Source organism: Rhodococcus erythropolis R138 (assembly GCF_000696675.2).
GTDB lineage: Bacteria > Actinomycetota > Actinomycetes > Mycobacteriales > Mycobacteriaceae > Rhodococcus_F > Rhodococcus_F erythropolis.
On record NZ_CP007255.1, the window covers coordinates 2,268,451 to 2,290,247 of the forward strand.

General features: G+C 62.0%; 22 protein-coding genes. 14 read left to right on the plus strand and 8 right to left on the minus strand.

Annotation, left to right across the window (positions count from 1 at the left end; genetic code table 11):
* Positions 1 to 29 precede the first annotated feature (29 nt).
* Positions 30 to 1,217, minus strand: a complete 1,188-nt coding sequence (locus tag H351_RS10695) for an ROK family transcriptional regulator (protein ID WP_019744795.1) — start codon at positions 1,215 to 1,217, stop codon at positions 30 to 32.
* Between the two features lie 194 nt (positions 1,218 to 1,411).
* Between H351_RS10695 and H351_RS10700 the strand changes: the two genes are divergently transcribed.
* The 3 genes from H351_RS10700 to xylB all read left to right on the plus strand — a co-directional run bounded on the left by H351_RS10700 (position 1,412) and on the right by xylB (position 3,451).
* Positions 1,412 to 1,642: a DUF3263 domain-containing protein gene (locus H351_RS10700; RefSeq protein WP_020970382.1), complete on the plus strand. Its 231-nt coding sequence runs from the start codon at positions 1,412 to 1,414 to the stop codon at positions 1,640 to 1,642.
* Between the two features lie 69 nt (positions 1,643 to 1,711).
* Positions 1,712 to 2,029, plus strand: coding sequence for a WhiB family transcriptional regulator (locus H351_RS10705; RefSeq protein WP_003946343.1), 318 nt, complete (start codon positions 1,712 to 1,714; stop codon positions 2,027 to 2,029).
* A 24-nt stretch (positions 2,030 to 2,053) separates the two neighbouring features.
* Complete coding sequence (gene xylB, locus H351_RS10710) at positions 2,054 to 3,451, plus strand: xylulokinase (RefSeq protein WP_029255955.1); 1,398 nt, start codon at positions 2,054 to 2,056, stop codon at positions 3,449 to 3,451.
* A 7-nt stretch (positions 3,452 to 3,458) separates the two neighbouring features.
* Here the strand turns inward: xylB and H351_RS10715 are convergent, their stop codons facing one another.
* Positions 3,459 to 4,175 (minus strand): HAD family hydrolase, encoded by a 717-nt coding sequence (locus H351_RS10715; protein WP_051636493.1) that lies wholly within the window; start codon positions 4,173 to 4,175, stop codon positions 3,459 to 3,461.
* A 142-nt stretch (positions 4,176 to 4,317) separates the two neighbouring features.
* Between H351_RS10715 and cycA the strand changes: the two genes are divergently transcribed.
* The 7 genes from cycA to H351_RS10750 all read left to right on the plus strand — a co-directional run bounded on the left by cycA (position 4,318) and on the right by H351_RS10750 (position 12,523).
* Entirely contained in the window at positions 4,318 to 5,781 is a 1,464-nt protein-coding gene (gene cycA / locus H351_RS10720; RefSeq protein ID WP_019744791.1) for a D-serine/D-alanine/glycine transporter, read from the plus strand.
* A 122-nt stretch (positions 5,782 to 5,903) separates the two neighbouring features.
* Entirely contained in the window at positions 5,904 to 6,674 is a 771-nt protein-coding gene (locus tag H351_RS10725) for a M23 family metallopeptidase (protein ID WP_003946431.1), read from the plus strand.
* A 125-nt stretch (positions 6,675 to 6,799) separates the two neighbouring features.
* On the plus strand, positions 6,800 to 8,305 hold the full coding sequence (locus tag H351_RS10730; RefSeq protein WP_029255953.1) for a glutamate-cysteine ligase family protein: 1,506 nt from the start codon (positions 6,800 to 6,802) through the stop codon (positions 8,303 to 8,305).
* Between the two features lie 141 nt (positions 8,306 to 8,446).
* A complete protein-coding gene (locus H351_RS10735) occupies positions 8,447 to 9,340 on the plus strand; it encodes a universal stress protein (protein WP_019744789.1) in 894 nt (297 codons plus the stop codon).
* A gap of 175 nt (positions 9,341 to 9,515) precedes the next feature.
* Positions 9,516 to 10,556, plus strand: a complete 1,041-nt coding sequence (locus tag H351_RS10740; RefSeq protein ID WP_007727670.1) for an LLM class F420-dependent oxidoreductase — start codon at positions 9,516 to 9,518, stop codon at positions 10,554 to 10,556.
* A gap of 358 nt (positions 10,557 to 10,914) precedes the next feature.
* A complete protein-coding gene (locus H351_RS10745; RefSeq protein WP_029255952.1) occupies positions 10,915 to 11,808 on the plus strand; it encodes a universal stress protein in 894 nt (297 codons plus the stop codon).
* A gap of 76 nt (positions 11,809 to 11,884) precedes the next feature.
* Positions 11,885 to 12,523 carry a response regulator gene (locus H351_RS10750; RefSeq protein WP_019744786.1) on the plus strand — a complete coding sequence of 213 codons (639 nt, stop codon included), beginning with the start codon at positions 11,885 to 11,887 and terminating at the stop codon, positions 12,521 to 12,523.
* Positions 12,524 to 12,525: 2 nt separating this feature from the next.
* Here H351_RS10750 and H351_RS10755 read toward each other — a convergent pair whose 3' ends face one another.
* The 5 genes from H351_RS10755 to H351_RS10775 form a co-directional block, all read right to left on the minus strand.
* Entirely contained in the window at positions 12,526 to 14,217 is a 1,692-nt protein-coding gene (locus H351_RS10755) for a sensor histidine kinase (RefSeq protein WP_021332279.1), read from the minus strand.
* A 27-nt stretch (positions 14,218 to 14,244) separates the two neighbouring features.
* A complete protein-coding gene (locus H351_RS10760; protein ID WP_029255951.1) occupies positions 14,245 to 14,940 on the minus strand; it encodes a hypothetical protein in 696 nt (231 codons plus the stop codon).
* A gap of 19 nt (positions 14,941 to 14,959) precedes the next feature.
* Positions 14,960 to 15,292 carry a cupin domain-containing protein gene (locus tag H351_RS10765; RefSeq protein ID WP_003946336.1) on the minus strand — a complete coding sequence of 111 codons (333 nt, stop codon included), beginning with the start codon at positions 15,290 to 15,292 and terminating at the stop codon, positions 14,960 to 14,962.
* Positions 15,293 to 15,376: 84 nt separating this feature from the next.
* Positions 15,377 to 15,868 (minus strand): dihydrofolate reductase, encoded by a 492-nt coding sequence (locus H351_RS10770; RefSeq protein ID WP_029255950.1) that lies wholly within the window; start codon positions 15,866 to 15,868, stop codon positions 15,377 to 15,379.
* A gap of 2 nt (positions 15,869 to 15,870) precedes the next feature.
* Positions 15,871 to 16,671 (minus strand): thymidylate synthase, encoded by an 801-nt coding sequence (locus H351_RS10775; RefSeq protein ID WP_029255949.1) that lies wholly within the window; start codon positions 16,669 to 16,671, stop codon positions 15,871 to 15,873.
* Between the two features lie 86 nt (positions 16,672 to 16,757).
* Here H351_RS10775 and cobF point away from each other — a divergent pair, with 86 nt between their 5' ends.
* From cobF to H351_RS10795, 4 genes are all read left to right on the plus strand, one after another.
* Positions 16,758 to 17,498, plus strand: a complete 741-nt coding sequence (gene cobF, locus H351_RS10780; protein ID WP_029255948.1) for a precorrin-6A synthase (deacetylating) — start codon at positions 16,758 to 16,760, stop codon at positions 17,496 to 17,498.
* Between the two features lie 75 nt (positions 17,499 to 17,573).
* Positions 17,574 to 18,740: a GGDEF domain-containing protein gene (locus H351_RS10785; protein ID WP_244891474.1), complete on the plus strand. Its 1,167-nt coding sequence runs from the start codon at positions 17,574 to 17,576 to the stop codon at positions 18,738 to 18,740.
* A 43-nt stretch (positions 18,741 to 18,783) separates the two neighbouring features.
* Positions 18,784 to 19,959: a GGDEF domain-containing protein gene (locus H351_RS10790; protein ID WP_019744781.1), complete on the plus strand. Its 1,176-nt coding sequence runs from the start codon at positions 18,784 to 18,786 to the stop codon at positions 19,957 to 19,959.
* Positions 19,960 to 19,999: 40 nt separating this feature from the next.
* A complete protein-coding gene (locus H351_RS10795) occupies positions 20,000 to 20,866 on the plus strand; it encodes an Fpg/Nei family DNA glycosylase (protein WP_019744780.1) in 867 nt (288 codons plus the stop codon).
* Here H351_RS10795 and H351_RS10800 read toward each other — a convergent pair.
* On the minus strand, positions 20,859 to 21,734 hold the full coding sequence (locus H351_RS10800) for a LysR family transcriptional regulator (protein ID WP_019744779.1): 876 nt from the start codon (positions 21,732 to 21,734) through the stop codon (positions 20,859 to 20,861). The genes H351_RS10795 and H351_RS10800 overlap by 8 nt on opposite strands.
* Positions 21,735 to 21,797: the final 63 nt, after the last annotated feature.

Here is a 21,797-nt window from a genome sequence, read left to right on the forward strand (position 1 = left end):
TGGTGCAGAGCATGCGAGAAATCAGTTGCTCAGGTGTGGAGCGACGCGGCGATCCGCAGGTCGATTTCCCTGGCGCTGAGCAGATGGTCGAGGACGAGAACCGCACAACCGAGGATCCCGGATTGTGCGCCGTGGCTGACCGAAGCGATCTGAAGCTTTCGGGTGGCAAGCGCCGTTGCGTTGCCGTAGACGGACTCCCGAAGTCCGGCGAGGAAGAGCTCGTCTGCCTCGGCCATGTCGCCGCCGATGATCAGGACCTCGGGATTGAGGAGGTTGACCGCGCCGGAAATGACGTCGCCGATAAGTCGGCCGCTGCTTCTGATGAGCCGGCGGGCTTCGCTGTCGCCGTCCAGGGCGAGGCGGACAACGTCACGCACGTGCCCGACGCTTCGGCCCTGATCTCGGAGGGCGTGCACGAGAGCCCAACCGCTGGCGACGGTTTCGACGCAGCCGACATCGCCGCAGCGACACTTCATGCCCCGCGCTGCAGCGGTTTTGGTATGCCCGATCTCGCCGGACGCTCCGAGTGAACCGCGTTGGAGGATTCCGCCCATGACGATTCCTGCGCCGAGGCCGGTTGACGCCTTGATCATCAGGAGGTTGGGCGCACTCTCCCGTCGTTCGCTCAATTCGGCCAGGGCCATCACGTTGGCATCGTTGTCGGCGAACAGTGGCGCCGTGGTCACCGATGCCAGATAGGGGGCAAGAGCGACGCCGTCCCATCCCGCCATCATCGGAGAGTCGAGGCTCGCTCCCGCGGCGACGTCGACCGTTCCGGGAATGCTCAGTCCGATTCCGATGACCTCGGTAGACGCGCGGTGGACCTGGGCCAGTAGTGACGAAAGATGCTCGGCAATTTCGGGCATCAGTTCGTCGGGGCCGACCCCGACCGACTTGTCGATGTCTTCTGCCGCGAGGATCGTGCCCGCCAGGTCGGTGACGGCAAGTTGTGCCCGCGATCGACCGATTGCCACGACGAGAACCACGCCGGACGAGTTCGCGAAGGTGAGAGTGGACGGCGGCCGGCCGCCCGTCGACGGGCCCTCGTCGTCATCGGCGATCAAACCAAGCGATTGAAGTGCTGCAACCCTGGCCGATACCGCCGTCCTGGACAGGCCGGTGAGCTTCCCGATCTCGCTGCGCGTGGTCGCGGAACCGCTGCGTATCAGCGTGAATACCTCTCCCGCGGTAGCCGGAGTCGTGGACGGTCGGGTCATTGTCCTATTCAAGCATTCCTCGTCGGTAACTTCAGCGTGCGAAAGTTCGCATACTTTGTCCACAAAAAGACGTAAGTAGGTCTTGTGAAAAAGCAGAAGTAGGCATAGTCTGTGTCTTGACTCACTGCCACGGGCGTCCGAGGAGACGAGTCGCAGTTTCTGTGAAGCAGGGCGCACAAACAGGGGAGAACCTGATGAGCCGCACCGATACACAAGAGATCGTCGAGTTCGCACGTAAGTGGCAGCAGTTCGACGGTGGACCTGACGAAGAGATCTTTGTAACCTTCGGCCTCGCCCCGGACGAGTATTTCCGCAGGCTGCAGGCAATTCTCGACGACGGCGTCGTAGCGCTGACTCCGCCGGTCACCGGCGAACTCGCAACGGTCTGTGCACATCGACTCGGCCAATCGGCCAGGCGTCGATAAGCCCGACCCGGCGTCAGCCCAGAGTCACCCGAATCCGTTTCACCCGAGTAAGGAATTGAGGTCGCCATCATGCACAAGCACCTTCCGATGCCGTACCCGACCGCCGAAGTGTGGGACTGGCAGCTGCAGGGAGCGTGCCGTGGGCACGATTCCGCGGTCTACTTCCACCCGGACGGCGAGCGTGGACACGCTCGCGAGAACCGTGAACGCAATGCCAAGAAGGTCTGCGCGACGTGCCCTGTACTCCAGCAGTGCCGCGAACACGCACTCTCCGTCCACGAGCCTTACGGCATCTGGGGTGGAATGACGGAGACCGAGCGCGCAGAATATGTGCGATCGCTGCGTAAGCGCAGCAACCGGATGCCCGCGGTCGCCAACGCGAGCTGACGGTCCTTCGGAAAGGACGCCAGTGTGACCCTCGTAGCCGGTATCGATTCGTCTACCCAGTCGTGCAAAGTCATTGTCCGTGATGCCGATTCGGGAGAACTGGTACGAGAAGGGCGGGCGGCCCATCCCGTCGGTACCGAGATAGATCCGACATGCTGGCTCGAGGCGATGGACAATGCAATCGCCGCGGCGGGTGGGCTCGGCGACGTCGCAGCGGTATCCGTCGGAGCTCAACAGCACGGCATGGTGTGTCTGGACAGCGGCGGTGAGGTCGTCAGGCCGGCGCTGCTGTGGAACGACACTCGTTCGGCGAAGGCTGCGACGGATCTGGTCGAAGAACTCGGCGGATCGAAGGCGTGGGCCGATGCCGTTGGCGTAGTTCCGGTCGCCGCGGTCACGGCAAGCAAGCTTCGATGGCTCGCAGATCACGAGCCAGGCAACGCCGATCGCACTGCCGCGGTGTGTCTTCCGCATGACTGGCTGTCCTGGAAATTGGGCGGGTCCGGTTCAATCGAGGAGCTCGCCACAGACGCGGGCGACGCAAGTGGAACCGGCTATTACGCTGCCTCGACGCGCGAATACCGTACCGACTTGCTGGCGTTGGCATTTCGCGATCGCACCCCCCATGTTCCCCGAGTTGCGTCGCCGAACGAAAAGATCGGAAGCACCGGCTCCGGGGGAATCATCGGACCGGGTACGGGTGACAATGCCGCAGCCGCACTGGGTTTGGGAGCAGTCCCCGGTGACGTGATCATCTCGATCGGAACATCCGGCGTCGTGTCGGCTGTATCGTCCACCCCCACACACGATCCCAGTGGAAACGTGGCAGGATTCGCGGACGCAACCGGCCTGCACCTGCCGCTGGTGTGCACTCTCAACGGCGCGCGCATTCTTGATGCGACAGCATCCATTCTCGGTGTCGATCACGCCGAACTGTCCCGGTTGGCGCTGACCGCGCCCCTCGGAAACGACGGGCTGGTCATGATTCCGTACTTCGAGGGCGAGCGGACGCCCAACCGTCCTGACGCCACGGGGGCAATGCACGGTTTCCGCTTGCAGAACTCGACGCCGGCGCACTTTGCGCGTGCTGCAGTCGAAGGGCTCCTGTGCGGCTTGGCCGACGGTGTCGACGATCTGATTCGCCAGGGCGTCGAGGTGAAGCGAGTTCTCCTCGTAGGAGGCGGAGCGAAGTCTCGTGCTCTCTGTGAGATCGCGCCGGCAATTCTCGGAGTCCCGGTCGTGATCCCTGCTCCGGGTGAGTACGTCGCCGAAGGGGCATGCAGGCAAGCAGCATGGGCACTGTCCGAGGACACGCAGCCACCGGTGTGGCCGAAACCGGACGAGCGGCGATTCGACGCCGAACCAGCTCCCCATGTGCGTGAGCGCTACGCGTCGCTGCGTGAACTCACCGAAGGCGTCTGAGCGCTCCTTACAGAAGGCCGAACTTTCGAACTGCGTCGAGTAGCGCGTGCGGGCGTTCGGTCGTCGGCAGGGGATCGACGAGGGCGAACTGGCAACCGACGTCTCGGGCAGCGCCGTCGGCTTCGTCGCTGTCTCCGATCATCAGGGTCTGTGCTGCATCCACATCCAGCTGCGCCAGGGCGTATTCGAAGATCGCGGGTTCCGGTTTGACTGCGCCCACCTCGAACGACAGGACGAACTCGTCGACCCAGACGTCCCAGCCGCGGTCGACGAACGCCGGACGGATGTCGAAGGCGATGTTGCTCAGGACTGCGGTGCGTATGCCCTTCTCCGACAACGACTTCAGGACCTCTCCGGTATCCGGGTACGGCGACCACTGGTCCGGATCGACCAGAAGCGCGTAGAAAGCCTCGGCGCGAACCGGATCGGGCACTCCGGACTTGCTCAACACGTCGAGGTAAGCCTGACGATGCAACTTCGGATCCCGGTCGCGGTTCTCCCACGCGTAGATCCCGGCTTCGTCCATTTCGACGGTTCGGCCCACCGGCGCGGTCATCCGACGCATGAGCTCGGCTTGAGCGTGCACGTCGAGGGGGTCGCCCTGGTGATCGACGAGGTGCTCGGTCCAATCGTCGCTCTCCTCCAAACGGAAGAGGGTTCCGGAGAAATCGAACAGCGTCGCGGCGATATGTCCGTCTTGATGGGCCGTGCTGTCAGTGTTCACCTCGACAGGTTATCGGCGTCCGCTTTCCGATGCTTGATGTGAGCCAGTGCACGCGTACTTTGAGAGAGCACATTTTCCGAGGTTCCCCCGACGGGCACGATTTCGATGCCCCGGATGAACCGTATGACGAGGGGGATCCTCCGTGTCCGACCACGCGAATACACCAGACCTGACGAAGCCGTCCGGCGAAGACCCCCACCTCTCACGTCAGCTGTCCAACCGGCATATCCAGCTGATCGCCATTGGTGGTGCCATCGGCACCGGACTGTTCATGGGATCGGGCAAGACGATCTCGCTTGCCGGGCCCTCCGTGATCTTCGTGTACATGATCATCGGCTTCATGCTCTTCTTCGTCATGCGGGCGATGGGGGAGTTGCTGCTCTCGAACATGGCGTACAAGTCGTTCTCCGACTTCGCCGCGGATCTGCTGGGCCCCTGGGCGGGGTTCTTCACCGGATGGACCTACTGGTTCTGCTGGATCGTCACCGGCATCGCGGACGTCATCGCGATTTCCGGATACTTCAAATACTGGTGGCCAGGTCTCGCGGCATGGATACCTGCTTTGCTGACGATCGCGGCGCTGCTGCTCCTCAATCTCCCGACCGTTCGCGCCTTCGGTGAAACAGAGTTCTGGTTCGCACTGATCAAGATCGTCGCCATCGTCAGCCTGATCATCGTCGGCATCGTCATGGTCGTCTCCGGGTTCACGGCGCCGAACGGTGCCACCTCGGGTATCGACAACCTCTGGAACGACGGCGGCATGTTCCCGACCGGATTCATGGGCTTCGTGGCCGGCTTCCAGATCGCCGTGTTTGCCTTCGTGGGCATCGAACTGGTCGGCACCACCGCCGCCGAGGCGAAGGACCCGGAGAAGAACCTGCCGAAGGCCATCAACTCCATCCCCATTCGTGTCCTGCTGTTCTACGTCGTTGCACTGACCGTGATCATCGCGGTCACTCCGTGGCGCGAAATCAGCGCAGACAAGAGTCCGTTCGTCGCCATGTTCACACTCGCCGGCCTCGGCATCGCTGCATCTGTCATCAACTTCGTCGTGCTGACCTCCGCTGCGTCTTCGGCCAACTCGGGTATCTACTCCACCTCGCGCATGGTGTTCGGCCTTGCGCAGGAGGGCGACGCACCGCGGGCACTCGGCAAGCTGAACTCGCGCAAGGTCCCCGCGAACGCCCTGATGTTCTCCTGCATCTTCTTGCTGGCGTCGCTGATCCTGCTGTTCTCGGGCGATTCCGTGATCGAGGCCTTCACCGTCGTCACGACCATCTCGGCGCTGCTGTTCATGTTCGTGTGGACGATCATTCTGGCGAGCTACATGGTGTACCGGAAGCGTCGTCCGCACCTGCACGAGGCGTCGAAGTTCAAGATGCCCGGCGGCATCGTGATGTGCTGGGTCGTGCTCGCGTTCTTCGTCTTCATCCTCTGGGCGCTGACCACCAAGGACGACACCCTGCAGGCACTTGTCGTCACACCGATCTGGTTCGTGGTTCTGGGTATCGCGTGGGCGATCATTCGTCGCCGACCCGCTCACCGGGCACGATACGACGCATTCAAGTCAGAACTGGACGCCAGCCGACAGAACGGCGAGAAATAGTTTTGGTCAAGATCGGGTAACGGTGGCGGCCGCCTTGATCAAACTGTTACATTCTTCGGCAGACAGAGGAGCGGGCTTCATCAGAAGGACGCTGCACGCCGACGACTGACGGAGTACACACTGTGGGAAACCACCACCGCACGGGCAATGACGATGTTGTCTTCGAGATCGATCCCGAGGCAGCAAGCGGCCGCCACCGCACCCCGTCGGCTGGCCCTGGTGCCGGTGTCAAGGCGGGTGTCGTAGCTGCGGCTACCGGTGCACTCCTCGTCGGTGCAGGCCAGATGGGTGCAGGAACCGCTGCTGCGGCGCCGGCAACACAGACCATCGCCGGCATCGAAATCCCGCAGGGTCTGCTCCCCGAGGGCGTTGTCGTTCCGGCTGAATTGGCGGCACTTCCCGCTCTCGACATTCCCGAGCTTCCCGATTTTGCTGCCGATCTCAACACGCAGGCACAGCAGTTCCTCGCGGGGATCAACCCCGGCACCTCTGCTCGCACCGTGCAGCCGGTGTCCGGAACGCTGACCTCCACCTTCGGTTCGCGCTGGGGAGCACACCACGGCGGTCTCGACATCGCGGCTCCGATCGGTACGCCGATTCTGGCTGCAGCAGACGGCCAGGTCATCGACGCCGGCCCGGCGTCAGGTTTCGGCCTCTGGGTTCGCGTCCAGCACGACGACGGCACGGTCACCACGTACGGCCACGTCAACGACTACCAGGTCAACGTCGGCCAGCGCGTCAATGCTGGCCAGCAGATCGCCACAGTGGGTAACCGTGGCCAGTCCACCGGCCCGCACCTGCACTTCGAGGTTGCCGAGAACGGCGCAAAGGTCGACCCCGCAGCGTGGCTGCAGGCTCGCGGCGTGGCTGTCACCTGGGTAGACAACTCGTAAGAGAAACTTTCGGAGAACTGCGGTGGCGTCGGGAAATTCTTCCCGGTGCCACCGCAGTTCTCGTTTGTCGGTGACACCGGCCGGATAGCCTTCAGTGACGTTGATCGTCGAAGGGGGAATGCGCGATGGGTGCAGAAGTCACGGCGCGAGAATTCACGCGGGCGGACCGTAGGCTCTTTCGCAAGAAAGTGCGGTCATGCGTCGACGCCATGAAGCAGATGCTCGACGGTGGTGACTTCCGAGACGCCGTTGACAAGCCGGCGCCGCTGCTGGGCATGGAGATCGAATTCAACCTGGTGAACGGGGACATGGCTCCTGCGATGTCCAACCGTGAAGTGCTCGAATCCATCGACGACGCTGCGGTTTTCCAAACCGAGCTCGGACAGTTCAACGTCGAGATGAACGTTGAACCCGGCCCACTCACCGGTGATGCAACTTTCGAATTGGAAAAGAAACTGCGCGCCTCCCTCGACGTCGCAGACGCGCGAATCCATGCGCACGACGCCGAGATGGTGATGATCGGGATGCTGCCGACCCTGCAACTCGAGCATCTCGATCGAGAGTGGATCACCGCGAACCCGCGTTACGAATTGCTCAACGAGCAAATTTTCACCGCTCGAGGCGAGGACATCGAACTCGACGTCGAAGGCGTCGCGCTACCTGGCAGCGACGTGGAAATTCTTCGGGCCGATACCAATTCGGTAGTCCCGGAGGCGGCATGTACGTCCATGCAGTTGCATCTCCGCGTTGCGCCGGAAGAGTTTGCCGCGCATTGGAATGCCGCGCAGTGTCTGGCCGGCGTACAGGTGGCGTTGGCGGCCAATTCTCCTTTCCTGGCAGGCAAGGCGCTCTGGCACGAATCGCGCATCCCGATCTTCGAGCAGGCCACGGACACAAGAACTTTCGAGCTGAAGAACCAAGGTGTGCGGCCGCGGGTGTGGTTCGGTGAGCGGTGGATCCACTCGGTGCTCGACTTGTTCGAAGAGAATTCACGGTACTTCCCGGCCCTGCTGCCTGACGTGTCGGACACCGATCCACTGGAAGTGCTCGCGGCGGGCGGGGTTCCGGAGTTGAGCGAGCTTCAGATGCACAACGGCACGGTCTATCGCTGGAATCGTCCGGTGTACGACTGCTCGGATGGCAAGCCGCACTTGCGTATCGAGAATCGAGTGCTGCCGGCCGGACCGACTGTCGTCGACATCATGGCCAATGCGGCCTTCTACTACGGCACAGTTCGGGCGCTGGTGAACGCGGAGCGGCCACTGTGGTCGCACATGTCGTTCCATGCGGCAGAAGAGAACCTGCACATCGGCGCCAAGTACGGACTCGACGCAACTTTGTACTGGCCGGAGATCGGTTGGGTCGGTGCCGACGAGTTGGTCCTGCGAAGGCTGCTGCCGTTGGCGTACGAGGGTTTGGCGGACTTCGGATTGTCCGCCGCGGCCCGCGATCGGTATCTCGGCGTCATCGAGGGGCGGTGCCTGAATCGGCAGACCGGTGCCGCCTGGCAACGAGAGCACGTGGCGCGCGCGGAGGCCTCGGGCGCGGACCGCTCGACTGCGCTCACCGGAATGCTCCGCGGTTACGTCGAGAACATGCGGGCGGGAGATCCCGTTCACACCTGGTCCTGATTGCTCTGCTAATTCTCCTATCCGTCAACAGTTTCGGGGACCTAAGTCCCCGAAATGTAGAGGGGGCGACCCCAAAAAAGCCGGACAAGTGGGATGGTTAGAGTGAAAGTGGCTCGGTTACTTCTTCAGGAAGGTGGGCACATGAGTTCACGCGAACATAACAGTGTTGTTGTCGGAGTCGAGGGTTCGGACACTGCGTCCACTGCGCTCCGCGAGGCCGCGAAAATCGCCGCCCAGCGCGAATTACGACTCGACATCATCCACGCTCTCGACTTCGCGCCTTACGGTTTCGGCGGACCGTACGTCGACGCGGGTGGGGTGTACGAATGGGTCGAAGAGGCGGGAAAAGCGATCTTGGCAGAGGCGGAACAATTCGCCCATGAGATCGATCCGAAACTCGAAGTTCACACCGAAATCGCCATCGGCAGCGCAACTCAGTGGTTGATCGAGAGTTCGGCGCAGGCCAGGCGGGTCGTTGTCGGAGCGTCCGCTTCAGGCAAGGCGGCGACGGCAGTTCTCGGCAATACAGCGGTCGGTGTTGCCAGTCACGGCAAGTGCCCGGTCATCGTCGTGCGGGACCGCGACGGCGCAGTGCCTTCGGAGGGACCCGTCGTGGTCGGCGTCGACGGCAGTGCGCTCAGCGCGCAAGCAGTGGGCGCGGCATTCGAGGAAGCAGCGTTCCGCGGTGCCGAGTTGGTGGCGCTGCACGTGTGGAGTGACCTCGGTAGCGCGGCATTCGAAGACCCGAGGGCAGCTGCGCTCGCCCCGCAGTCTCTCGAAGAGGAAGAGCACGCAGTACTCAGCGAGAGCTTGGCCGGTTGGTCCGAGCAATACCCGGACGTGAAGGTCCGGCGCGAGGTATACCTCGACAACCCGCGAGGACGGCTGCTGGACTGGTCGGCAAAAGCGCAGCTTGTTGTAGTCGGCAGCCGTGGCCGTGGCGGATTCCGTGGCATGCTCCTCGGCTCGACCAGCAATACTCTGATCGCTTCGGCTAAGTGCCCCGTCATGGTGGTTCGTCCCGAAGAATCCTGACCTCTCCAGGTTCTCCCGCTACCCCGTTCGTTTCGGTCATCGAATACGAACGGGGTAGTCACATGAATGCGGACTCATGTTCCGTAGTGTTCGATGTGAGTTAAGTGTTCGATGGGAGTACCAAGGCTGTGTGCGCGTCGCACACGGCGGCAATCGTCTGGATTGGGGTTACAACGTGCGTATCGGTATGGGTTTGAACTACAGCGGCGGGTTCGCCGAAACCGTCGAAGAGGTCGGTGACCTGGAGAAGGCGGGCCTGGACATCGCCTTCGTTCCGGAAGCGTATTCCTTCGACGCGGTCAGCCAGCTCGGTTACCTGGCGGCCAAGACGTCCACCATCGAACTCGCTTCGGGAATCTTCCAGATCTACACCCGTACGCCCTCGTTGACCGCCATGACGGCAGCGGGCCTGGACTTCGTCTCCAACGGTCGCTTCGTTATGGGCCTGGGTGCTTCCGGACCGCAGGTGATCGAGGGATTCCACGGCGTCAAGTACGACGCTCCGTTGGGACGCACGCGTGAGGTCGTCGAGATCTGCCGTCAGGTGTGGCGCCGCGAGAAGGTCGAATACCAGGGCAAGTACTACCAGGTTCCGCTCCCTGCCGAGAAGGGCACCGGACTGGGCAAGCCGCTCAAGCTGATCAATCATCCTGTGCGTGAGCGCATCCCGATCCTGATCGCTTCGCTCGGACCCAAGAACGTCGAACTGACGGCTGAGATCGCCGAAGGCTGGGAACCCATCTTCTTCCATCCGGAAAAGGCAGCAAGCGTATGGGGCGAGCCGATTGCGAAGGGCAAGGCCAAGCGCGATCCGAGCCTCGGCGAGCTTCAGGTGTACGCGTCGCCGGCCCTGGCCATCGGCGACGACGTCGACCACATGCTCGACTGGGTGCGCCCGAGCCTTGCGCTCTACATCGGCGGCATGGGCGCCAAGGGCAAGAACTTCTACAACGACCTCGCGGTGCGATACGGCTACGAAGAGGCCGCCGAGAAGATTCAGGATCTCTACCTCGCGGGCAAGAAGGACGAGGCCGCAGCAGCGGTCCCGGACGAGCTGGTTCGCGCCGTGTCATTGATCGGTCCCGAGAGCTACGTCAAGGAACGCGTCGCAGCCTTCGCCGAAGCTGGCGTCACGACGCTCAACGTCACGCCGTTGGCGGCCGATCGCAACGGCCGTGTTCAGCTGATCGAGAAGTTCCGCAAGATTTGTGACTGACCCTGCCGTGCGCCTTTATTAACCGCCGGCGGTTAATAAAGGCGCACAGCAGAGCGGGTGATTCGGGATCTCTTGCGCACGAAACCCGATTTTCGGCGCTTTCATATGGGACTTTTTTCACTTCTGACCGGTCGGGTTCTTCGCCTAACGTGGATCGAGTAGCCAGGGTTTGCGTGCGAATCCGGCACCGGTGGCCTCGTTGACGCCCGAAAGGGATGTTGGCGGGGCCGTTGCCGCAGTCCACCCGAACTCCGAATGTCCGATTCGGGACTCGCGTCGGCTGATGAATCCTTTTTGCCGTCATTGGGCAATAGTGTGAGGGCGAAGAGATTCTCTGGTCGATCGTGGAGGGACGAACATGAGTGCAACCAAACCCGTAGTCGTGGCAGTGGACGGCTCGGAATCGGCGTCGTCGGCTGTCGTCTGGGCCGCTCGAACGGCGGTGGCGCTCGGTCGTCCGCTGCACATCGCGACGGTGGTGCACATCCCCGCTTTCTACTACTCCGAGCCGTACCTCGCCGAGAGCTTCAAGGACGAACTTCGCCGCACTGCCACCGCTCGTCTGGACAGCGCGCAGATCCTCGCGCGACAAAGCATCGACGACGACCTCCAGATCGTCACCGAACTACTCGACGGCAGCGTCTCCGATCGCCTGATCGAATTGTCCAAGGGCGCGTACATCATTGCGCTCGGGCCCCGCGGGCATGGTGAATTCACCGGATTGGTCGTCGGTTCCGCGACGGTGTCGGTCGTCTCGCACGGCGAATCTCCGGTGGCGGTAGTCCGGGGCCGGACGCTTGATGGTCGACCGCCGACCGAAGGTCCTGTCGTCGTCGGCGTCGATGGATCCGAAAGCAGCATCGAGGCAGTCGAGCATGCTTTCGAACAGGCATCCGCTCGGGGTGCAACATTGATCGCCGTCAACGTGTGGAGCGATGTGAGCGTGCAGCCCTCCCTGGGCGCCACCCCCGACGATCCACTGTGGAGCAGCATCCAGACAGGTGAGGAAGTTGTCCTTGCCGAGCAATTGGCTGGTTTCACCGAGCGCTACCCAGACGTCGTCGTCGAGAGAGTCGTCGCGCGTGACCGTCCGGTCCGCGTTCTCAGTGAATACGCGGAGACGGCGCAATTGATCGTCGTCGGCAGTCGCGGGCGCGGCGGATTCGCGGGAATGCTCCTCGGATCGACCAGTCGGGCACTGCTCCATACTGCGGATTGCCCGGTTCTCATCGTCCGGCACGTCAACAAGTGAAGAGAATGCATTCAATGACTTTTGAGTCCACCGTCTCCGGTACCGTTCGACGTGAGATGTCTTTTGGAGGGGATCGATGACAACGCGGATATTCCTGGTCGACGATCACGAGATCGTCAGACGCGGATTGTTCGACCTACTCGGCGGGGTCGAAGACTTCGTGGTGGTGGGTGAGGCCGCATCCGTGGGAGAAGCATTGGCTGCGGTACCGCAGAGCAATGCCGACGTCGCGGTTCTGGACGTACGGCTGCCGGACGGCAACGGCGTCGAACTGTGCCGCGAACTGCGCTCGATGCTGCCCAACCTGCGCTGCCTGATGCTCACGTCGTACGCGGACGACGAGGCACTACTCGACGCGATCATGGCGGGCGCTTCGGGATTTGTCCTCAAACAGATTCTCGGAACCGATCTGGTCGCTGCGGTCCGCACAGTCGGGCGCGGCGGTTCACTGCTCGACAGTCGGGCGACGGAGGCGCTGATGCAGCGGATCCGTAGCGACCGCACAGCTGATCCGTTGGCCGAACTTTCCGATCAGGAGCGAGCAGTCTTCGACCTCATCGGAGAGGGACTCACCAACCGGGAGATCGGCGCGCGATTGTTCCTCGCGGAGAAGACAGTCAAGAACTACGTGACGCGTCTGCTCTCGAAGCTGGGCATGCAGCGTCGTACTCAGGCTGCGGTGCTGGCCACCGAAATCCGCAGCGGCAGTCGATAGGTCTACCGACCGGACTTCGGTCGATTCGAGTTGGTGCGCCCGAGCGGTACTCGCCAGAGCAGGCGTGCACCGCTCGGATCGTGGTTGACGATCGTGCACGTACCGCCGCAATGTTCGGCACGGCGCTCGAGATTGTGAAGTCCACTCTTGTGGAAGTCGGAGGGGAGTCCGACGCCGTCGTCCTCGATCGTGATCGCAAATTCGACGTCCGCGGTGACTGCGATGGTGATGTGGTGTGCGTGTGCATGCCGAAGGACGTTGCTCAGCCCCTCACGCAGCACAGCTTCGGCGTGCTGGTGGATCCCGGGATTCACCAGAGTGTCGATGGCGCCGGAGAATTGGACGCTGGGGGTCACGGCGGACTGTGCGGTGGCGTCGCCGATGACATCGAGGAGGCGTCGGCGCAGGCTCGACGAATCGGTGGCTGTGGGAGTCTGCAGATCGAAGATGGTTGTCCGAATCTCGCGGACTGTCTTGTCGAGCTGTTCGAGGGATCGTTTGACAATCGCGCGCGCCGACTCCGGGAGGGTCTCGTCCGGAAGCGTGCTCTGCAGGCTCATTCCGCTCGCGAACAGTCGCTGGATGACGTTGTCGTGCAGATCTCGTGCGATGCGGTCGCGGTCCGCGAGAACCGACAACAGGCGTTGCGCCTTTTGTTTCTCGTCGAACTCGATTGCAACGGAGCCGAGTTCGGCCATCGACTCGATCCGGGTCAGTTCGTCGTGATCCCAGTGCGTGTTGGTCGAGTTCGACGCCACGATGACCGCGCCGACTACACCCGAGGCGACGCACATCGGTGCCACGACCGCACTTCCGGCCGACGGCACCAGTTCGGTGAGTGCGCCTAAAGTGGTGAGTACCTGTAGCTTTCGAGTGCTCCGCACCACGTCGAACGGATAGGTCGTCGCTGGAATTCTGACTCCACGTGACGTGGTTCGGGCGCTGGCCGCAGCGTGAACCTGTGCGTATCCGTTCTCGCAGATCACCACGATCACGTCGTCGACGCCGGTCAGGTCCCGAACGCGACTGGCAAGAAGTTGCAGGCCGTCCTCGAGCGAGTCACCGGCCAGCAACCGCGAGCGAATGGCAGATGTTGCGGTGAGCCATCTTTCACGAGTTCGTGACTGCTCGAACAGCCGTGCGTTTTCCACAGCGATGCCGGCTGCGATGGCGAGGGCCTCGAGAATGACCTCGTCTTCTTGGGTGAACTCGGCTTTTCCGCGCTTCTCAGTCAGGTAGATGCTTCCGAACACCTTTCCTCGCATCATGATCGGCGCCCCGAGGAAACTCTCCATCGGTGGATGATTCGCGGGGAATCCCACCGATTCGGGATGGTCGCCGAGATGCGCCACACGCAAAGTCTGCGGGTGATTCATCAGAACACCCAGAACGCCATGACCTTCGGGGAAATGCCCCATGGTCGCCCGTTGGGACCCGGAGATTCCCTCGTACACGAATTCCGAGAGCCCGCCCCCCGGCGCCGCAACCCCCAGGGCGCCGTAGCGGCAATCCAGAACCGTTGTCGCAGAGGTGATGATCCGTTGGAGAGTCAGGTCGAGATCCAGACCTGAACCGACCACCAGGACCGCCTCGAGCAGACGGTGGAGTGTCGGTATGTCTGCATTGGAATCGCCCAGGCGGTCGAGCAACTCGCCGAACGTGCGTGCCGGACTGTGACCCGATGCTTCGACCATGGTCGAAGCATATCGCCTCGCGGAACGTCAGCCCTCCTGACGGCGACCTTCCCACCACGACGACCAGTGATGCTTGATTTCGTCGAACTCGTCATCGCTCAGGTCGTAGGTGGTCAGCAGGATGGACATGCCTCCGTCTGGCCGCTGCGGAGTTACCGACTGGGTCGCGACAGAGAGTAGACCAGGGCCGAGATCTTCGACTGTCAACCCGAATTGGTGATCGGTGACGTAGTCGACGACGCCTTCGAAATAGTCGCCGGGAGCGATTGTCGCCGCGTACCGACTTCCCGCTTCCAATTCGATTTCGGTGAGCCCGAGGACGGTTGCCGCATTCTCGCCAGGGAGCAGCAGGCCGTCGAGATAGATGGTTCTTCGCTCAGCGAGTCCGTGGTGCTCCACTGCGAATCTGAGCAAGTGGAGGAACGTCGTCCATCCCTCGGTGATGTCGTCGTACCAGTCGTCGTCGGCAGATTTGGCCGGCCGATCGATGCGGACGACCGTCTTGCCGTCTTGTTCGAGAAGTGAGAAGCGGTCACCGTTTCCGAGTTTCAGCGTCAGTGCCTCGGGATCGGCCTCAGCGGTGGAGTAGATCTGGGCGATTTCGTCGTCGAGACCGTCGTACTCCCAGCCGAACCAACGACGAATCAGCGACGGGTCGCGCAGGGCGGGCCACAGAACGGACGGGGCTGCGACGATGGACACTTCGATCACGGTTTCGCTCACCCGGAAGACGGTACCGACTTCAACCCTTCATAGCGACGGTGAGCAGAAATGCAACGTCTTCGAGCGCTTCGACGCTGTGGCGGTCGGCCGGCACGGTGAGGAAATCACCGGTGGATCCTTTCCACTGGTCGCTCCCACACACAAGATTCAGCTTCCCGCTCAGGACCAACAGTGTGGCTTCGCCCGGACTGTCATGTTCGGCGAGGCTCTTGCCGGCGCTCAGGGCGATCACCGTCTGTCGCAGGCTGCGCTGGTGGCCGCCGTAGACGGTTTGTGAACTGCGACCGCTGGTCGCCGAGCCCGCCAGTTTCAGCTGTTGGCGAGCGAGAGCGGTCAGTGACTTCTTGTCCATCGAAGACCTCTCGGAAGCGGTGAATGTCGTTCTTGGAGTATGACCGACTCACTCGCGAGGTGCCTCGTTATCGGCGGAAGTCGGTCAGCGCGTGTATTCCAGCCAGCGGAAGCGCAGCCCGCTCTTCTCCGAGGTCTGCCAGGGCTCGTCGGACTTCAGGTTCCATTCGGGGCCGATCTCGGGAGCAAAGGCATCACCGGCGATGTCGAGGTCGACCTCGGTCACCAGGAGATGCGTCGCGAATGGCAGTGCAGCCGAATAAATTTGCCCGCCTCCGACGACAAATACGTCACCGTCCGGCAACGCCAAGGCGTCGTCCAGCCTGTGGACTACCTCGGCGCCTTCGGCTTGCCATTGCGGATCGCGCGTGACGACGATGTTCCGACGCCCGCTGAACGGCCGGAACTTCAGTGGAATGGAGTCCCAGGTGCGCCGTCCCATGATCACCGGATGTCCCATGGTGACGCGTTTGAAGTAAGCCATGTCCTCGGACACGCGCCACGGGATCGAGTTGTCGACGCCGATGACGCCGTCGTGGGCCTGCGCCCAGATGAGGGTGACTGTGCGATCGGTCATCGTCAGACCGCTACCGGCGCTTTGATCGCGGGGTGGTGCTGATAATCGACGATCTCGACGTCCTCGAAGGTGTAGTCGAAAATGGAGTCGCGTTTGTTCAGCTTCAGGGTCGGCAACGGAAGGGGCTCGCGACCGAGCTGCTCGGTGACCTGGTCGACGTGGTTGTCGTAGATGTGGCAGTCGCCGCCGGTCCAGACGAACTCGCCGACACCGAGTCCGGCCTGCTGGGCCATCATGTGGGTGAGCAGCGCGTAGCTGGCGATGTTGAACGGAACGCCGAGGAACATGTCGGCGCTGCGCTGGTACAGCTGGCAGGAGAGCTTTCCGTCGGCGACGTAGAACTGGAAGAAAGCGTGGCATGGAGCCAGCGCCATCTGCGGAATGTCGGCGACGTTCCACGCCGAGACGATGATCCGCCGCGAATCGGGGTTGGAGCGCAGGGTCTCGACGGTCTGCGTGATCTGGTCGATGTGCTCGCCCGAAGGGGTGGGCCAGCTACGCCACTGGACGCCGTAGACGGGGCCGAGTTCGCCGTTCTCGTCGGCCCACTCGTCCCAGATGGAGACGCCGTGCTCGTGCAGCCACGCCACATTGGAGTCGCCGCGCAGGAACCACAGGAGCTCGTTGACGATCGACTTGAGGTGGACCTTCTTGGTGGTGACGAGCGGAAAGCCGTCGGCAAGATCGAAACGCATCTGGTGACCGAAGATGCTGCGGGTGCCGGTTCCGGTTCGATCGGATTTGGCGGTACCCGTCTCCATGACGAGCCGGAGGAGGTCTTCGTAAGCAGTGGAGACAGTCACGGGAATCAGTCTAGGGCCTGCCTTGCCGTGCGCCTTTATTAACCTCCCGCGGTTAATAAAGGCGCACGGCAATATAGCCTCGGCACATGCGCGAACTCTTGGTGATCGGTATCGGTGCGGGTGATCCCGACCAGGTGACGGTTCAGGCGATCAAGGCCATGAACAGGGCCGATACGTTCTTCATCATCGGAAAGGGTGACGAGAAGCAGGCTCTGGTCGACTTGCGAACCGGCATCCTCGACGAGCACGTTCACCTCGACTACAAGGTGGTCGAGATCACGGACCCGCCGCGGGACCGAACCCCGACCGATTACGAGGGGGTTGTCGAGGACTGGCACGAGCGTCGGGCCGCGAAATTCGAAGCGGAATTCGCGGCCGAACCTGGCGTCGGAGCGATTCTCGTCTGGGGTGACCCCTCCCTCTACGACAGCACTCTGCGGATCGTCGAGCGCGTGCTCGCTCGCGGGAGAGTGACGTTCGACTACTCCGTCATCCCGGGAATCACCAGCGTGCAGTCGTTGGCTGCACAGCACCGAATCGTCCTCAACCGAATCGGCGAATCCATCCACATCACGACCGGCCGCAAACTGGCCGAGGGATTGCCCGACGGCGTGGACAACGCCGTCGTCATGCTCGACGCGCATTGCACTTTCACTCAGGTGGCCGAAGACCATGCCGAAATCTGGTGGGGGGCATACCTCGGAACCGCGGACGAGGAGTTGATTTCCGGCAACCTGCGCGACGTCGAAGATCGGATCGTCGCGCGCCGGGCGGAGCTGCGCGAGAAGCACGGTTGGATCATGGACACGTACCTCGTTCGGCGCTGACACCGACCGTGGATTTGCGGCCTCGATCCTGCGCTCTTGATCCCGAACGACGGTCTGCGCACCTATGATCTGCGCATGACATCGTTCGGGCAGGACCGACTGCAGTCGATTCTGCCCGCGCCGCGTGGCCGTGAAAAATCAGCTGTGAAGTCGGCTTTCGACCTTCTCGTTCAGTGGTATCGGCGTCCTGATCAATTCGACAGTTTCAATCGATACCTCGCCACGAAGGGCCTGGAGCTAGCCGTCCGATTGCTGGTCATCGGTTCCCTGACGACGGTCATCGTTGCGATGACTCTGCTGCGCTTCAGCGACGCGGGCGTGCACAACCAGGTCACCAGCGTCGTCAACGCCGTCATCATCGGAGTCACGGTCGCGGTGATCGTGCTCTTCTGCCTTCTGCCCGAAATCACGCGTCGGTGGTCGTACTTTTTTGTCGCCTATTGCGAGGTCGGCGTATTCGTCGGTGTTTTCTTGAACAACGACCCCTTCATCGGGTTGATCCAGTGCGTGCTCTTGATACTGATCGGTGGTTACATCGCGTATTTTCACAACGCGAGACTCCAGGCGATTCACATCGCTCTGTCCATCGTGGTTCTGGCAGTGGTCGGCCGAAAGGTCGCGGTCTACGCGGATCCTGCGTTGGCCACCGCACTGTGTCTGATCATCGCCACCGGGATCGTGGTCATCCCGTTCGCCTGCCAGTTCGTCCTCTCACTTCTCGGCTCCGACGCGGACAGTTCGGATGTGGATCCGTTGACCGGCCTTCTGAATCGGCGCGGGCTGCAGCGAGCTGTTGTCGAAATGGGGGCAACGGGGCATGCGTCGAGCAAGTCGTCGTATGTCGTCGCGATCGTCGATGTCGATTCGTTCAAGAGCGTCAACGACTCGCGGGGGCACGAAGAAGGCGATCTCGTACTTCGTCAGATTGCTGATCGACTGCGGTGGTGCGGCGGCGAGAAGGCGCTCTTCGCCAGATTCGGTGGGGACGAGTTCGTCTTGGTGGACACGATCGACGTCGATGCAGCGCCCGCATTCGAGGACAATCTACGAAGGCACCTCCGAATCGACGATCGTGATCCGGCGGTGACGACCAGCGTCGGAGTCGCGATCACCTCTGCCGAATGGTCTTCGATCATTTCCGACGAGGAATTGACGGAACTGTTTCGAGTAGCAGACGCCTCGATGTACCGCGCGAAGGCCGCCGGCGGCGATCGAGTTGTGATGTGGGACGGCAAACAGTGAGAATTGTCTGATTGCGGGGAGTTGACTGGATTACCCTGACCCTATGGAATCTGCCGAGAGTGTGGAGCGTTCGGACGCCGTCGCGTCTCAACGACCGCTCTCCGGCCCCGCATTCCGGCTGATCTCTTCTCAACTTGTCGATTGGTATCGGCGTCCGGACCAATTCGACACCTTCAATCGCTATCTCGCGGACAAAGGGTTGACCGTCGCCTCGCGGTTTCTTGTCGTCTGCTCGTTGGTGCTGGTCACCGTGATCATGTTCTTGACTCGCTTCAGTCCACAGGGACCGACCACTCCGCACGCGCGCACCGCGAACGCAGTCATCATCGTCATAACCGTGATGATGGCCGTCGCCCTCTCGACGAGGCGCAACCTCTCCCGTTCCTGGTCATACGCCTTTGTGCTCTATTCGGAAGTGGGAATAGCGGCCGCAATGCTGTTGTATTCCAATCCACTTGCGGCACTGGCACATGCCGTGATGTTCTCGGTGATCGGCGGATACATCGCGTTCTTCCACAATGCTCGAATACAGAGCCTTCACATGCTGTGGGTATTCGTCGTAGTCATCGGCATTGTGACGCGCATTTCCGTTGTCGAGAACTATTCGGATGTTCCGGTTCTGATCGCTTTGACAGTTCTCGTCGGCGCGGCGATCTACGTGATCCCCTTTGCCTGTCAGTTCATCTTCTCCATCCTCGGCACCGATGCGCTGAATTCGCAGTTGGACCCACTGACCGGACTACTCAACAGGAGGGGACTGGCCGACGAGGTGCGACTGCTACTGGAGCGGTCGTACGCGAATTCGGCGCTTGTCGTTGTCGCCGCTGTCGACATCGATCGATTCAAGACCATCAACGACGAATATGGGCACACAGTCGGGGACGCTGTGATCGAGAAGGTCGGATCGAGACTGGTCGAATGCGCCGGCCCGGCGGCCTTGATCGCACGGATCGGCGGCGACGAGTTCATCATCGTCGATTCGGGCGATCAACGCTCGGTCGATCGACTCGAACAAGAACTTCAGCGATCAACGGTCACTGCTCCCGACCATTCCGAGGTCGCCCTGAGCGTCGGAATCGCGAAGGTCGCAGGTCCTTTCGAATCGCCGGACGATGCACTCATCGCCTATCCCACTTTGCTGCGACGTGCAGATCGCGCGATGTACGCAGCGAAGGCGCGCGGTGGACACTCGGTGGTTCTGCTGACCGAAACGGACTGAGCACACGGTGAGTGTCCGTGGTCGGCGTTAGTCTGATGCCATGCCTGAACTACCCGAGGTGGAAGCGCTGGCAGGGTTCCTTCGTCAGCACGCGGTCGGCGCAGTAGTGGGACGCGTCGATATCGCTGCATTGAGTGTGCTCAAGACCTTCGATCCGCCGATCACGGCTTTGCAAGGGCGTGACGTCACGGGCGCCGCCCGCTTCGGGAAACATCTGGCTCTGGATTGCGACGGGTTGTGGTTGGTCACGCATCTCTCCCGTGCCGGTTGGATGCGGTGGCTCGATAATCCGTCGCCAACGCCGCCGAAGCCGGGGAAGGGGCCGTTGGCGCTGCGCGTTCATTTCTTCACACCTGAAGGGTTGACGCCGGCATTCGATCTCACCGAAGCCGGCACCAAGAAACGCCTCGCCGTGTGGGTGGTGAACGATCCGCAGGAGGTTCCTGGCATCGCCCGGTTGGGGCCGGACGCGATGGCTGTGACAGAAGCTGAGTTCGCAGAGATTCTGGGCGGGACGTCGGCGCGGATCAAGAACTCGATAGTCGATCAGTCGCTGATCGCCGGCATCGGGAACGCCTACTCGGACGAGATCCTCCACACCGCGAAACTTTCGCCATTCGCGACCTCGTCGAGGCTGACGCCGGAGCAGATTTCGACGCTGTATGCCGTGATGCGGTCCACGCTGGCCGACGCGATCGAGCGTTCGGAAGGTCAGGACGCGGCCCGGCTCAAAGGTGAGAAACGCTCGGGAATGCGAGTACATGCGCGCACCGGACTTCCCTGTCCGGTGTGCGGTGACGTCGTACGCGAGGTGTCGTTCGCGGAGCGTTCTTTTCAATACTGTGCGACGTGCCAGACAGGCGGTAAGCCGTTGGCGGACAGGCGAATGTCGAAACTGCTCAAGTAGCGAACTGCGCCGCGAGTAGTTCGACGAATTCACGGGCCAGCGCCGACGAATGGGTGGGTTCGGTAATTGCGTGGACGATCCGATGCGGGGCATCGGTGATCGGAATACAGACCAGTTCGGGATGTAGGGCGCTCATGGACTGGGGGAGCAAACCGACACCCAGGCCGTTGGCGGTCAGTGAACAGATCAGGTCCACCGAGTTGGCTTCGAGCGTTTTTCCGCGTGGGACCTGTGATTCGGCGAAGGCTTGGTCGGTTTGGACACGGGCCTCGCTGCCGGAGGCGAAGTCCACGAGAGTGTGATCCCGTAGGTCTTCGAGTCTGATCGACGAGGCCTGGGCAAAGGGATGGTCGGGAGCAACAAACGCTGCGGTGGGTTCACTCCACAACGGTGCGGCGGCAAAGCTCTTGGGTAAGCGACCTGCGGCCAATCCGACGATGCCGACGTCGATTGCGCCGGACCGGACTCCTTCGATAACTACTTCACTGCCGTACGGTCGCGCGGTGATGTTGATTGCAGGGTGGCGGCGTGTCAGATCTGCCAGCGCACGACCGACGTCGACGCGCCCCGCCGAGGTGATGGTGCCGACCGTCAGCCGCACTTGCTCGTTGCTCCGTGCCGAGACATCACTGACCAGTCTCGACACGGCGCCGAGCACCTCACGGGAGCGGGCGACGAAAACCTCCCCGGCAGCAGTCAGGCCGACGTTTCGACTGTTGCGGTTGAACAATTCGACTCCCAGTTCCTTTTCGAGGTCTCTGATCTGGGCACTCAACGCGGACTGTGAAACGTGCAACCGCGCGGCAGCACGGCTGAAGTGTCTGTCTTCCGCGACTGCCAGGGCGTAGCGGATGTGACGTAGTTCCATTGCACCAATCTATCGCTTCTGGAGATAGATCATGCATATCTATCTATTGGACGCACGTCGGTG

What these genes read in the sequence shown, in the direction of transcription:
- H351_RS10695 (WP_019744795.1), bottom strand. Translation starts at nt 1,217, where the DNA reads ATGACCCGACCGTCCACGACTCCGGCTACCGCGGGAGAGGTATTCACG.
- H351_RS10755 (WP_021332279.1), bottom strand. Translation starts at nt 14,217, where the DNA reads ATGGTCGAAGCATCGGGTCACAGTCCGGCACGCACGTTCGGCGAGTTG.
- H351_RS10745 (WP_029255952.1), top strand. Translation starts at nt 10,915, where the DNA reads ATGAGTGCAACCAAACCCGTAGTCGTGGCAGTGGACGGCTCGGAATCG.
- H351_RS10770 (WP_029255950.1), bottom strand. Translation starts at nt 15,868, where the DNA reads ATGACCGATCGCACAGTCACCCTCATCTGGGCGCAGGCCCACGACGGC.
- H351_RS10750 (WP_019744786.1), top strand. Translation starts at nt 11,885, where the DNA reads ATGACAACGCGGATATTCCTGGTCGACGATCACGAGATCGTCAGACGC.
- cobF (WP_029255948.1), top strand. Translation starts at nt 16,758, where the DNA reads ATGCGCGAACTCTTGGTGATCGGTATCGGTGCGGGTGATCCCGACCAG.
- H351_RS10765 (WP_003946336.1), bottom strand. Translation starts at nt 15,292, where the DNA reads ATGGACAAGAAGTCACTGACCGCTCTCGCTCGCCAACAGCTGAAACTG.
- H351_RS10795 (WP_019744780.1), top strand. Translation starts at nt 20,000, where the DNA reads ATGCCTGAACTACCCGAGGTGGAAGCGCTGGCAGGGTTCCTTCGTCAG.
- H351_RS10785 (WP_244891474.1), top strand. Translation starts at nt 17,574, where the DNA reads ATGACATCGTTCGGGCAGGACCGACTGCAGTCGATTCTGCCCGCGCCG.
- H351_RS10735 (WP_019744789.1), top strand. Translation starts at nt 8,447, where the DNA reads ATGAGTTCACGCGAACATAACAGTGTTGTTGTCGGAGTCGAGGGTTCG.
- H351_RS10700 (WP_020970382.1), top strand. Translation starts at nt 1,412, where the DNA reads ATGAGCCGCACCGATACACAAGAGATCGTCGAGTTCGCACGTAAGTGG.
- H351_RS10790 (WP_019744781.1), top strand. Translation starts at nt 18,784, where the DNA reads ATGGAATCTGCCGAGAGTGTGGAGCGTTCGGACGCCGTCGCGTCTCAA.
- H351_RS10800 (WP_019744779.1), bottom strand. Translation starts at nt 21,734, where the DNA reads ATGGAACTACGTCACATCCGCTACGCCCTGGCAGTCGCGGAAGACAGA.
- H351_RS10705 (WP_003946343.1), top strand. Translation starts at nt 1,712, where the DNA reads ATGCACAAGCACCTTCCGATGCCGTACCCGACCGCCGAAGTGTGGGAC.
- H351_RS10730 (WP_029255953.1), top strand. Translation starts at nt 6,800, where the DNA reads ATGGGTGCAGAAGTCACGGCGCGAGAATTCACGCGGGCGGACCGTAGG.